This window comes from Protofrankia symbiont of Coriaria myrtifolia (assembly GCF_900634755.1).
Taxonomy (GTDB): domain Bacteria; phylum Actinomycetota; class Actinomycetes; order Frankiales; family Frankiaceae; genus Protofrankia; species Protofrankia coriariae.
On record NZ_CAAAFS010000268.1, the window covers coordinates 1 to 12,395 of the forward strand.

10 protein-coding genes are annotated in these 12,395 nt (G+C 73.1%); 1 reads left to right on the plus strand and 9 read right to left on the minus strand.

Annotated elements, in window-relative coordinates:
- Positions 1 to 604: 604 nt before the first annotated feature.
- From CM1CMNOD_RS24495 to argC, 9 genes are all read right to left on the minus strand, one after another.
- Positions 605 to 1,543: a DNA-3-methyladenine glycosylase gene (locus CM1CMNOD_RS24495; protein ID WP_013874465.1), complete on the minus strand. Its 939-nt coding sequence runs from the start codon at positions 1,541 to 1,543 to the stop codon at positions 605 to 607.
- Positions 1,525 to 3,000 carry an argininosuccinate lyase gene (argH, locus tag CM1CMNOD_RS15090; protein WP_050803808.1) on the minus strand — a complete coding sequence of 492 codons (1,476 nt, stop codon included), beginning with the start codon at positions 2,998 to 3,000 and terminating at the stop codon, positions 1,525 to 1,527. Before argH ends, CM1CMNOD_RS24495 begins: the two co-directional genes overlap by 19 nt.
- A 2-nt stretch (positions 3,001 to 3,002) precedes the next feature.
- Positions 3,003 to 4,205, minus strand: a complete 1,203-nt coding sequence (locus CM1CMNOD_RS15095) for an argininosuccinate synthase (RefSeq protein WP_013874467.1) — start codon at positions 4,203 to 4,205, stop codon at positions 3,003 to 3,005.
- A gap of 431 nt (positions 4,206 to 4,636) precedes the next feature.
- Positions 4,637 to 5,236 carry an arginine repressor gene (gene argR, locus CM1CMNOD_RS15100; protein ID WP_076843810.1) on the minus strand — a complete coding sequence of 200 codons (600 nt, stop codon included), beginning with the start codon at positions 5,234 to 5,236 and terminating at the stop codon, positions 4,637 to 4,639.
- 149 nt (positions 5,237 to 5,385) lie between these two features.
- Positions 5,386 to 6,420: an ornithine carbamoyltransferase gene (gene argF / locus CM1CMNOD_RS15110; protein ID WP_131774049.1), complete on the minus strand. Its 1,035-nt coding sequence runs from the start codon at positions 6,418 to 6,420 to the stop codon at positions 5,386 to 5,388.
- A gap of 118 nt (positions 6,421 to 6,538) precedes the next feature.
- Positions 6,539 to 7,822, minus strand: coding sequence for an acetylornithine transaminase (locus CM1CMNOD_RS15115; protein ID WP_013874471.1), 1,284 nt, complete (start codon positions 7,820 to 7,822; stop codon positions 6,539 to 6,541).
- Positions 7,819 to 8,958, minus strand: a complete 1,140-nt coding sequence (gene argB / locus CM1CMNOD_RS15120; RefSeq protein ID WP_013874472.1) for an acetylglutamate kinase — start codon at positions 8,956 to 8,958, stop codon at positions 7,819 to 7,821. Before argB ends, CM1CMNOD_RS15115 begins: the two co-directional genes overlap by 4 nt.
- Entirely contained in the window at positions 8,955 to 10,106 is a 1,152-nt protein-coding gene (gene argJ / locus CM1CMNOD_RS15125; RefSeq protein ID WP_013874473.1) for a bifunctional glutamate N-acetyltransferase/amino-acid acetyltransferase ArgJ, read from the minus strand. The genes argB and argJ overlap by 4 nt, the downstream gene beginning before the upstream one ends.
- A 76-nt stretch (positions 10,107 to 10,182) precedes the next feature.
- The gene (argC, locus tag CM1CMNOD_RS15130; protein ID WP_013874474.1) at positions 10,183 to 11,211 is read right to left on the minus strand and encodes an N-acetyl-gamma-glutamyl-phosphate reductase; all 1,029 of its coding nucleotides are present in this window, start codon (positions 11,209 to 11,211) and stop codon (positions 10,183 to 10,185) included.
- Between the two features lie 283 nt (positions 11,212 to 11,494).
- Between argC and CM1CMNOD_RS15135 the strand changes: the two genes are divergently transcribed.
- Positions 11,495 to 12,395, plus strand: a 901-nt coding sequence (locus CM1CMNOD_RS15135; protein WP_242625458.1) for a serine/threonine-protein kinase, incomplete at its 3' end; no start/stop codon positions are given.

Consider the following 12,395-nt stretch of genomic DNA (forward strand, 5'->3'; position numbering starts at 1 on the left):
TTCACCGCCGAACATCTTTCGATGTCCGTCCGGGACAACTTCTCGAAGTTACTGTCGGAATTTCGTTGAGTCAAACCGCCCCGGATCATCCGGTGGCCGCCTCGACGACTCCCCCGAACACTCACAGTGAGCGTCGGGCCGGGAATGGGGGCCATCCGAGCAGTGAATCTGGTTCGGATGTCTCCCGGCTTTCTGCCGGCAAGAGAGAACATTACGGATGGCCGACGGGATCGTCAAACGCCAGGGGCTTTTTGATCTGTGATGTACATCACAGCATCCGAATGTCGCCTTGACGCGCTCGTCTGATATGCGAATATCGCTGGCTGCCATCGCACAGGTCGGCCGCACGGCCACGAGGACGACCACCGTCCCAGGCCGGAGACGATCCGTTGCCACCGCTCCGGCTCGACGGAGACCACGAGGGACGACGGCGACGGGCCGTGGCAGCCATGATCTCGGCCGCTGACGCCGCGGGCCTCCCACCGGTCCGCCCGGCAGAGCTGTGGCCAGGAGCTTCCTGACGCGGCGCCCCGCGGCACGGTGCCCTGGAGACACCGCTTCGAGACAAGGGACTTCGGGGCAAGGGCGTGGCCGCGGGCTTTCATCAGGGACGGTCCCGCGTCAGGGACGAATCCCGTTCCGCTCCCGCCGGTGCTGCCGTCCCGGCAGACGGTGACGGCGATGCCGACGGTGGAGGCGGCGCTGGCTGCGAGGACGGCGCCAGCAGAGGCTGCGAGGACGCGGAGACGGGCAGCCTCCGCTGGTCGCGCCGCGGGCAGCTGACCGACGCATCCCCGGCGATCCACAACCGCCATGGCCGGTCCCGGGCGGCCCTGATCCCGATCCGGGGCCCGCGGGCGACCCGGGTCTCGTCGATCCGGCGGCCGACGCAGGCCACGAGCGCACCTCCCGTGAGCACACCTCCGCCCATGGACGGCATGGACGGCATGGACGGACCAGGCAGCCCGAACGGCGTGGCACGCCCACCGGCAGCACCCGCCCCGCCACCAGGGCCGGTGGCCTCAGGAACACCGGGGATACCGGTGGGTCCGGGGACATCAGAGGAAACGTCGAGGGGATCAGGGGCGCCGGGGACGCCGAGAACGAGGTCGGCGCCGTTGAGGGAACCGTCGACGGCCAGCGCCCGGGCGAGCCGTCCCGGGCCCCGGGCCAGTTCCGCCCGGCGCAGGTGCGCACGGCCGCGCACGGCATCCGCCGCCCCCTCGACCACCTCACCCGCGCGCAGCAGAACAGCGGCCGCCGCGCCGGCCGGCCCGCACACGATGTTCACGCACCAGTGCATCCCGTACACGAAGTAGACGTACAGGTGCCCGGGTGGCCCGAACATCACCGCGCACCGCGGGGTCGGGCCGCGGAACGCGTGCGAGGCGGGATCGTCCCGGCCGCCGTAGGCCTCGACCTCGGTCAGCCGGACGACGACCCCGCCTCGGCACAGCCGGGCACCCAGCAGGTCGCGGGCGACATCCAGCGGCGGCCGCGCGTAGAACCGCCGGTCCGCGACGCTCAGATGCTCCCCGCCCACTCGCGGTCCCGGTGCAGGCGTTCGATGACCGCGGCCAACTGCTCGCGCACCCGGGCCGGCGCCGTCCCGCCCGGAGCCGAGCGGGCCTCCAACGCTCCCTGGACGGACAGCACCGAGCGCACGCCCGGGGTCAGCCGGGGGTTGATGGCCGCCAGCTGCTCGGCGCCGACGTCCTCGAGGCCGACGTCGTGCGCCACGCACCAGGCCACGAGCTGCCCGACCGCCTCGTGTGCCTCCCGGAAGGGCACCCCGCCGCGGACGAGGTGTTCGGCCACGTCCGTGGCCAGCGCGAACCCGTCCGGAGCGGCCTCGGCGAGGCGCTGGCGGCGCACCCGCATCGTGGCCACCGTCCCGGCGGTAGCCGGCAGCACCAGCAGGAGGGTGTCGACCGCGTCGAACACCGGCTCCTTGTCCTCCTGCAGGTCACGGTCGTAGGCCAGCGGAAGCCCCTTGAGCGTGGTGAGCAGCCCGGTGAGCGCCCCGATCAGGCGGCCGGACTTGCCCCGGGCGAGCTCGGCGACGTCCGGGTTCTTCTTCTGCGGCATGAGCGAGCTGCCGGTGGCGAAGGCGTCGTCCAGCTCGACCCAGCCGAACTCGCGGCTGGTCCACAGGACGATCTCCTCGCCGAGCCGGGACAGGTGCACGCCGATCAGCGCGGCCGCGAACAGGAACTCCGCGGCGAAGTCACGGTCGGAGACGGCGTCGATGGAGTTCTCGAACGCCGAGTCGAAACCCAGCTCGACGGCGACGCCGTGCGGATCCAGCGGCAGCGAGGAACCGGCCAGCGCCCCCGCCCCGAGGCTGGACACGGCGGCCCGGCGGTCCCAGTCCCGCAGCCGGTCGACGTCCCGGGCGAACGCGTGGACGTGCGCCAGCAGCTGGTGGGCGAACGAGATCGGCTGGGCGTGCTGGAGGTGGGTCATCCCGGGGGCGGGGGTGTCCACGTGCGCCGCCGCCTGGTCGACGATGGCCTGCTGGAGCTCGATCAGGCGGGCGGCCACCTGGCGGACGTGATCCCGCAGGTACATCCGCAGGTCGGTGGCGACCTGGTCGTTGCGGCTGCGCCCGGCCCGCAGCTTGCCCCCCAGCGCGCCGAGGCGTTCGAGCAGCCCCCGCTCCAGCGCGGTGTGCACGTCCTCGTCGTCCACGGTGGGGCGGAAGCTCCCGGTACGCACCGCCTCCGACAGGTCGTCGAGCGCGGCCAGGACGGCGGCGAGCTCGCCGTCGTCGAGCAGGCCGGCGCGGTGCAGCACCCGGGCGTGGGCGCCGGAGGCCCGCAGGTCGTAGGGGGCCAGCCGCCAGTCGAACTGGACGCTGACCGACAGCCGGGCCAGCGCCTGCGCCGGGCCGCCGGCGAAACGCCCACCCCACAACCTCGTAGGTGACGCCGACGAGGCGGGCTCCGCCGGCTCGGACGCGGCCGGCTCGGAGGCCGTCGGTGGCTGGGATGCCGACACGCTCACCGCGCCAGCCGCTGTTCCCGGGCGGCCCACACCTTGCTCGGCAGACCCCACAGGTCGATGAAGCCGCGGGCGTCGCGCTGGTCGAACTGGTCGCCGGCGTCGTAGGTCGCCAGCGCGTGGTCGTACAGGCTCGCCTCGCTGCGCCGTCCCACCACCTGGGCGACCCCGCCGGCGAGCCGGATCCGCACGTCGCCGCTGACCCGGACGCTGGCGTCATCGACGAACGCGTCCAGCGCGGCCCGCAACGGCGAGTACCACAGGCCGTCGTAGACCAGCTCGGCCCAGCGCTGGTCCACCCCGCGCTTGAACCGGGCGAGGTCACGCTCGAGGGTGAGGTCCTCCAGGTCACGGTGGGCGGTCAGCAGGGTGATCGCCGCCGGGCACTCGTATATCTCCCGGCTCTTGATCCCCACCAGCCGGTCCTCGATCAGGTCGATCCGCCCGACGCCCTGCGCGCCCGCGCGGGTGTTCAGCTCCGCGACCAGCTCCGGCAGCGGCAGGGCGCGGCCGTCGAGGGAGACCGGGAGGCCGTCGACGAAACCGATCGTCACCTCGTCCGGGTCCCGCGCGAGCGTCGGGTCGGCGGTGTAGACGAAGACGTCCTCCGGCGGCTGCGCCCACGGATCCTCGAGCACGCCGCACTCGGCGGTGCGTCCCCACAGGTTCTGGTCGATGGAGTAGGGGGAACGTGCCGTCACGTCGATGGGCAGGCCGCGTTCGTCGGCGAAGGCGATCGCCTTGTCCCGGGTCATCCCCGAGTCGCGTACCGGCGCCAGCACCTTCAGCTCCGGTGCCAGCGCCATCACGCCGACCTCGAAACGCACCTGGTCGTTGCCCTTGCCGGTACAGCCGTGGGCGATGGCCCCGGCGCCGAAGGTGCGCGCCGCCTCCACCAGGTGACGGACGATCACCGGCCGCGACAGTGACGAGATCAGCGGATAGCGGTCCATGTACAGGGCGTTCGCCCGGATGGCGGGGGCGACGAACGCGCGGGCGAACTCCTCCCGCGCGTCGACCACGACCGACTCCACCGCCCCGCAGGTCAGGGCACGCTGCCGGATCACCTCGAGATCCTCACCACCCTGACCGACGTCGACGGCCAGAGCCACGACCTCCGCACCGGTCTCCGCGCCGATCCACCCGATGGCCACGGACGTGTCCAGACCACCCGAATATGCCAGTACCACGCGGTCAGTCACCGCTGATCAACCTTTCCTCTCTGCGTTTCCGCGTTCCCGGGCTGTGGCCCGGGATGTGCCCCTGGGCTGTCGTGCCGTTGTGCCCGTCAGGCTTTGGTGTGCCTGTCAGGCGTTGTGCCCGGCCCCGGCAACGGCTGTCGCCAGGGCCCGTGTTTTCCGGGCCCGTACCTTTTTCCGGGCCCGTACCTGGAGCATCGGTGGGTGGTCCCCGTCCTGTTCTGGCCGGGAAAGCGCTTCGGTCGAGAAAATGGGTACGGAAACGGCTACCGCGACGACCGTCCGTCCCTCACCTTCATGCTTCGACGAAGCTCGATCACGGGTCATTGATCGATTGTGGAACGCATCCAAGCCGTCTGACCGACGCTCCCGCCGGTCAGGCGGCTGAAGAGTGGCTGGCCGTCGTGGCTGAACCTGTCGGGCCAACCGGTCGGCTAGCCGCCTGGGGCGGAGCCGGGGTCGACCAGGCCGACGAAGGAGTCGCGGGCGCGGCCCTCGGCTAGGCCGAGCAGCCGGGCGGCCAGCTCGGGCCCGGTGGGACCGTCACCGGCGGTGGGCGGGCTGCCGGCGGCCACCCGGGCCGACCGGCACACCACCAGCACCGTGTCGTCCCCGGCGATGGTGCCCATGACCTCCGGCAGCGACGCGCGGTCCAGGGCCGAGGCGAACAGCTGCGCGGCGCCCGGCGGGGTCCGCAGGACCAGCAGGTCACCGTTGGCCTCGGCCGAGACCAGCAGTTCCTCGCAGAGCCGGCCCAGCGGCAGCCGCACCGACTCGGCCGGCGCCAGGTTGACGTCGACGGCGTAGACGAGCCCGCCCTGTGGGCTGCGCACCTTGGTCGCGCCGAGATCCTCCAGGTCGCGTGACAGCGTCGCCTGCGTGACCTGGACGCCTTCGGCCGCCAGCAGCCGGGCCAGCTCCGTCTGCGAGCGCACCGGCTGCCGGGCGATCAGGGCCGCGAGCCTGACCTGGCGGGCGTGCTTGGTCAGCGGCGCGGCCGCGTGCCGCACCGTCGCGGGCGGCTGCGCGGCCACGGCGCTCTCGTGCCCCTGCGGCCCGGCCACCTGCGCGGCCGTGGCGGCTTTGGCCACCTGGGTGGTTGCGGTGGCTCTGCCCGCCCGAGTGGTCGCGGTGGCTCCGGCCGCCTGCGTGGTGGTCGCGGTGGCGTGACCCTGGCGGCCCGTCATGGCGTGGCCTGCCCGGTCAGCGCGGCGGGGAGCGGGTGCGCCGCCGCGTCACCCGGCCGGCCGGCGGCCCGGTCACGCTCGTCCAGCAGGGACGGATCCAGCAGGAACGACAGGAGCGCCTTCTGCGCGTGCAGCCGGTTCTCGGCCTGGTCGAAGACGACCGAGCGAGGGCCGTCGATCACGGAACCGGCGATCTCCAGATCGCGGTGTGCCGGCAGGCAGTGCATGACGATCACGTCGTCGTCGGCCGCCTCGACCGCCTTCTCGTCCAGCTGGTACCGCTGGAAGACCAGCGACCGGCTCTCGTCCTGGTCGTCCTGGCCCATCGACGCCCAGACATCGGTGTAGAGCACGTCCGCGCCGGCGGCGGCCAGCAGCGGGTCGTGGGTCACCACGATCTCCCCACCGGTGGTGGTGGCGATCTCGTTGGCCTGCCGGACCACCTGCTCGAACGGCTCGTACCCGGGCGGGGAGGCGACCCGCACCCGCATCCCGGCCAGCGCGCCGGCAAGGACCAGCGAGTGCGCGACGTTGTTCCCGTCCCCGAGATAGGCCAGGGTCAGCCCGGCCAGGGCGCCTTTCTTCTCCCGGATCGTCTGCAGGTCGGCGAGCGCCTGACACGGGTGGGCGTGGTCGGACAGCGCGTTGACCACCGGCACCGACGCGGCCGCGGCCAGCCGTTCCAACCGCTCCTGCGCGAACGTCCGTATGACGACCATGTCGACGTACCGGCTGAAGACGGCGGCCGTGTCCTCGATGGACTCGCCCCGGCCGAGCTGGGTGGTCGCCGCGTCCACCATCACCGGATGCCCGCCGAGCTCGGCCACGGCGACGTCGAAGGACAGCCTGGTCCGGGTGGAGGGCTTCTCGAACAGCAGCACCACCGACCGGCCGGCGAGCGGCCCGGGCCCGCCGCTGCCCGTACGGTCGCCCGTGCGGCGGGCCGCCTTCAGCCGGTCCGCCGCGTCCAGGATGGCGGCCTGTTCGGCCGAGGTCAGGTCGGTGTCGAGGAGGAAGTGCCGGATCGTCATGAGACGGCGTCCAGGGTGGACATGGTGGGGAGCGCCGGCGGGCGCGGGGCCATATCCCCGGCATGCCGCTTCGCGACACGCCGGGTCCCCACACGCGGGACGCTGTCGGAGTGCACCGTCATGCGCTGACCTTAGAACGTCCGGTGGTGGGCCGTGCCGACCCGGCTGCCGCGCCGCCACCGGTGCCGTCGGTGCCGGCCGCGCCGTCGGTCCTGTCGGCGCTGGCGGCGGTCACGGCCTGGTCGGCGATGGCCGGCAGCGCGGTGACGAACTCGTCGGCGTCCGCGGCCGAGAGCACCAGCGGTGGGGCCAGCCGAACCGCGTCCGCGCTCACCGCGTTGACCAGGAAGCCCGCCTGACGGGCCGCGGTCTCGAAGGCGGCGGCGAACGGCGCGTCGAGCTCGATCGCCAGCCACAGCCCACGGCCGCGGACCCCGGTCACGCCCGCGGCGCCTGCGCCGCGGATCCCGTCGGTGAGCAGGCCCCCCACCCGCACCGCGCTGTCGATCAGACCGTCCCGTTCGATGGTGTCCAGCACGGCGAGCGCGGCCGCGCAGATGACCGGCCCCCCGCCGAAGGTGCTGCCGTGCTCACCGGGACGCAGCAGCTTCCCCGCCGGGCCGAAGCCGACGCAGGCCCCGATCGGCAGACCGCCCCCGAGCCCCTTGGCGAGGGTGACAACGTCCGGGACGACGCCCTCGACCTGGTGCAGGAACCAGGCGCCGGCCCGGCCGATACCGCTCTGCACCTCGTCCAGGACGAGCAGCGCGCCGGCGCGGTCGCAGATCCCGCGGGCCGCCTTCAGATAGCCCGCCGGCGGGGCGACCACGCCGCCCTCGCCCAGCGTCGGTTCCAGGAACACCGCGGCGGTGCGCTCGCCGACCGCGTCCGCCAGCGCCGCGGCGTCACCGTAGGGGACGAAACGCGCGCCGGGCAGCAGCGGCTCGAACGGCGCCCGTTTGGACGGCTGACCAGTGATCGACAGAGCGCCCAGGGTCCGCCCGTGGAACGAGCCCTCGGCCGCGACGATCTCCTCGCGGCCCGTCCGCCGGGAAATCTTGATGGCGGCCTCGTTGGCCTCCGCGCCGGAGTTGCAGAAGAACACCCGGCCGTCGGCGCCGCCGAGCAGCCCCAGCAGACGTTCGGCCAGGACGATCTGCGGCTCGTTCACGTACAGGTTGGACACGTGGCCCAGGCGGCCGATCTGGTCGCGGACGGCCTCCTGTACCGCCGGGTGGCAGTGCCCGAGGACGCTCACGGCCACCCCGGCGATCAGGTCCAGGTACGCACGCCCGTCGGCGTCCCACACCCTGGTCCCCGCCCCGCGCTCGAGCGCGATCGGCGGACGGCCGTAGGCCGTCATGATCACAGCGTCCCGGCGGTTGAGCAGGTCGTCGTTCACAGGGCTCCTCCCGTGGCGGGGTCTGCTCCTACAGCAGAGGTTGACGTGCTCGGTCCCGTGACGGGACCGTCCGGAACACCGTTGGGCACGGCGAGCCGGCCCGGGACGGATCCCGCCAGGACGGTGCCGGCCGCGGCAGCGCCGTCCACGGCAGTGGTGGCCGTGGCGGTGGCGCCCGCGGCGGGGCGGGCGGGCTGCGCGGGAGCGGCCGCCGCCGGGGCGGCGTCCGGTGTGATCAGGGTGCCGATGCCGTCGTCGGTGAAGACCTCCAGCAGGACGGCGTGCGCCACCCGGCCGTCGAGGACGTGCGCCTGCGGGACACCGCCGTGCACCGCCCGCAGACACGCCTCCATCTTCGGGATCATGCCGCTGGCCAGTGTGGGCAGCAGGCCTGCCAGCTCACCGGCGGTCAGCTCGCTGATCACCTCGTCGCTGTGCGGCCAGTCCGCGTACAGTCCCTCGACGTCGGTGAGGATGACCAGCTTCGCCGCGCCGAGCGCGGCGGCGAGCGCCGCGGCGGCGGTGTCGGCGTTGACGTTGTACACCCCGCCGTCGATCCCGCGGGCCACCGTGGCGACCACCGGGACCTTGCCGGAGTCGAGCAGGGCGGTCACCGTCTCGGGGGCGACCTCGACGACATCGCCGACCAGGCCGATGTCGACCTCCTCGCCGTCCACGATCGCCGGGCGCCGCCGGGCGGTGAACAGGTTGGCGTCCTCACCGGAGAGGCCGACGGCGAACGGGCCGTGGTTGTTGACCAGCCCGACGACGTCCCGGTTGACCTGGCCGACCAGCACCATCCGAACGATCTCCATCGTCTCCGGGGTGGTCACCCGCAGCCCGCCGGCGAACACCGACTCGACCCCCAGCCGGTTGAGATGCGCGGTGATCTGCGGCCCGCCGCCGTGGACGACGACCACCCGCAGGCCCGCGTAGCGCAGAAAGACCACGTCGGCAGCGAACGCCTCGCGCAGCGCCGGGTCCTTCATCGCGTGCCCGCCATACTTGATCACGATGGTGGCGCCGTGGAAGCGCGACAGCCAGGGCAGTGCCTCGATGAGCACCTGGGTCTTGGCCAGGGCGGCATGGCCCCGCACGAGCGTCGCCGGCCGGCCTGGGGCGGGTGCGGCGCTCACGTCGAGTACGCCGAGTTCTCGTAGACGTAACCGTCGGTGAGGTCGTTCGTCCAGACCGTCAGTTCGCTGCCGCCGGCGCGCAGGTCGATGCGGATGGCGACCTCCCGGCCGGTCAGGTCGACGAGCTCACGCGGCTCCCCCGGTGCGCCGTCGCGACACACCCACACCCCGTTGATCGCGACGTCGACGGCGTCGGGCTCGAACGCGGCACGGGTGGTCCCCACCGCCGCGAGCACCCGGCCCCAGTTCGGGTCGTTGCCGTAGAGCGCGCACTTGAGCAGGTTGCACCGGGCCACCGCCCGGCCGACCTCGAGGGCGTCGTCCTCGCCGGCCGCGCCGGTGACGGTGACCGCGATCGTCTTGGTCGAGCCCTCGGCGTCGGCGACCAGCTGCCCGGCCAGGTCGGCGCAGGTGTCGGCCACCAGCCCGCCGAGCGTCCCGGCGTCGACACGCACCCCGGACGCGCCGCTGGCCAGCAGCAGCACGGTGTCGTTGGTGGACATGCAGCCGTCGGAGTCCACCCGCTCGAAGGTGGTGCGGCAGGCGTCCCGCAGCAGCTGGTCGGCGGTCGGCGGGTCGACGACCGCGTCCGTGGTCACCACCACCAGCATCGTGGCGAGCGCAGGCGCGAGCATGGCGGCACCCTTGGCCATCCCGCCGACCGTGACTCCCGCCGCCGCGCGCACCGCCTGCTTGCTGACGGTGTCGGTGGTGCGGATCGCCTCGGCGGCGGCGGCGCCACCGGTCGCCGACACCTCGGTGACCGCCTTGGCCACGCCGGGCAGCAGCAGGTCCATGGGCAGGCGTATCCCGATCAGCCCGGTCGAGCAGATGGCGATCTCACCAGCCCCCAGCCCGAGCAGGGCCGCGGCGTGCTCGGCGGTGTGGTGCGTGTCGGCGAAGCCGGCCGGGCCCGTGCAGGCGTTGGCGCCGCCGGAGTTCAGCACGACCGCACGCAGCCGGCCGTCGGCGAGCACCTGCCGGGACCATCGCACCGGCGCGGCCTGCACCCGGTTACGGGTGAACACACCCGCGGCCGTGTCGAGCGGGCCGTCGTTGACGACGAGGGCGACATCCGGACGCCCGGAGGGCTTGAGCCCGGCCGCCACTCCCGCGGCCCGGAAACCGGCCGGCGCCGTGACGCTCATGATTCGATCCTCACGGTCACGCCTCCTGCCCGCGGATGACTGGATGACTGTGGTGCGCCGCCGGTGGCGGGTTGGGTCACGGGGCCACTCCCTGCGCGGTCAGGCCGGTGCTCTCCGGCAGGCCGAGCATGAGGTTCGCGCACTGCAACGCCTGCCCGGCGGCGCCCTTGCACAGGTTGTCGATGGCAGCGACAACCACCGCCCGTCCCGCCTGCTCGTCCGCCGTGACCTGCAGGTGGACGGCGTTGCCGCCGAAGGTCGCCGCGGTGTGGGGCCAGCGTCCGGGTGGCAGGACCCGCACGAACGGCTCGCCCGCATAGGCCGTGAGCAGCGCGCCGCGCAGCGCGTCCGTGGTCACCGCCGGTTCGAGACGGGCGGTGCAGGTGGCGAGGATGCCGCGCGGCATGGGCGCCAGGACCGTGGTGAACGACATCGACACAGGCGTGTCGACCAGCCCGCCAAGGGCTTGCAGGATCTCCGGGCGGTGCTGGTGGTTGCCGACCTTGTAGGCGGTCAGGTCGTTCATGACCTCGCTGCCGAGCAGATTCACCTTGGGCGACCGGCCGGCGCCCGAGGTGCCGCTGGCCGCCACGACAACGATGTCCTCGGTCTCGACCAGCCCCGCGGCCAGCAGCGGGGCGAGGGCGAGGGTGACCGCGGTCGGATAGCAGCCGGGGGCCGCCACCCGGCTGCTGACCCGGATCGCATCCCGCGCCGCGGGCAGCTCCGGCATCCCGTACGTCCACGTGCCCGCGTGCTCGCCACCATAGGCCCGGCGCCAGGCGTCGGCGTCGGCGAGCCGGTGGTCGGCGCCCAGGTCGACGACGCGGACGCTGTCCGGCAGCGTTGCCGCGACGCCGGCGGACGCGCCGTGCGGGAACGCGAGAAAGACGATGTCGGCGTCGGCCTCGGTGAGAGCCGACGTGTCGACGAAGGCCCGGCCCGCGAGGTCGGGCAGGTGCGGGTGGACCTCGACGACGTCCCGCCCGGCCGACGACCCCGCCGCCAGCGGGCCGACCTCGATCTCCGGATGCCCGAGCAGCAGACGCAGCAGCTCCCCACCCGCGTACCCACTTGCCCCGGCCACCGCCGCTGTCATCCCCATGGATGAAAACTTATACACACATCATCATGGTCATGCAAGCAGTCCAGCGACCGAGCCGGGAGCCGGTCCGGGTTCGGGTCCGGCTCCCCACGGGGGCCACCGAGATATGACAGAAAGAGGCAACGCCCAGCTGGACGCCGCCACCGGGCCGGTCGGGTGCGGGTTGGCGCTATGGACCGGTGGACCTTGAGCGCGACTGGGCGCTGGAGGGTGTCGCGCGTCTCATCCCTACCCGTGGCCGCGGCTACACTGAGCGCACCATGATGGGGACATACAGGACGCGGTGGACCCGCCCCACCACATCATGATCATCGATCGGGAGCAGGTCGTCGCGGCGCTGCCCGGCTACACGGTGGGCGCCCAGCTGGGCCGGGGCGCGTTCGGTCTGGTGCTGGCCGGGCAGCACCGGCGAATGGGCCGCCCGGTCGCGATCAAAGTGATGGCCGTCGACGGCGCCGAGGGTGTGACCGTGACCGGGTTCGCCGCCGAGGCGCGCACCCTGGCCGGGCTCGACCATCCCCACATCGTGCGGATCTACGACTACGACGAGGTCGACGGGCTGTGCCTGGTCGTGTTGGAACTCCTGCCCGGCGGCACGTTGACCCGCCGCCGCGGCGACCTCAGCCCCCCGCAGGGCTGCGCGGTGGGCCTGGCCGTGGCCACCGCCTTGCACCACGCCCACTCCCGCGGGGTGCTGCACCGTGACATCAAGGCCGACAACATCTTGTTCGCCGCCGACAGCACGGTGAAAGTCGGCGATTTCGGGATCGCGAAACTGTTCGAGGGCGTCACCGCCACCGCCAGCGGTATCGCCGGCACCCCGCTGTACATGGCCCCCGAACAGATCGATACAGGACGTCTGAGTCCCGCCACCGACCTGTACTCCCTCGGGGTCGTCCTCTACCAGCTGCTGGCCGGCCGCCTTTCAACCCGAACCAGCCCGTGCAGGCCCTCTGGCGTCAGCACCGGACCGACCCGCCCCCGCTCCTCGACGGCGTCCCCGACCCGATCGCCCAGGTCGTGCTGCGCGCCCTGGCGAAACAGCCCGCCGACCGCCACCCCGACGCCCACACCTTCGCGTCCGACCTCGCCCGCGCCGCCACCAGCGCCTACGGCCCCGACTGGACCACCCACACCGGCCTGCCCCTGCACCTGCCCGACGACATCCGCCGTATCACCTCCCT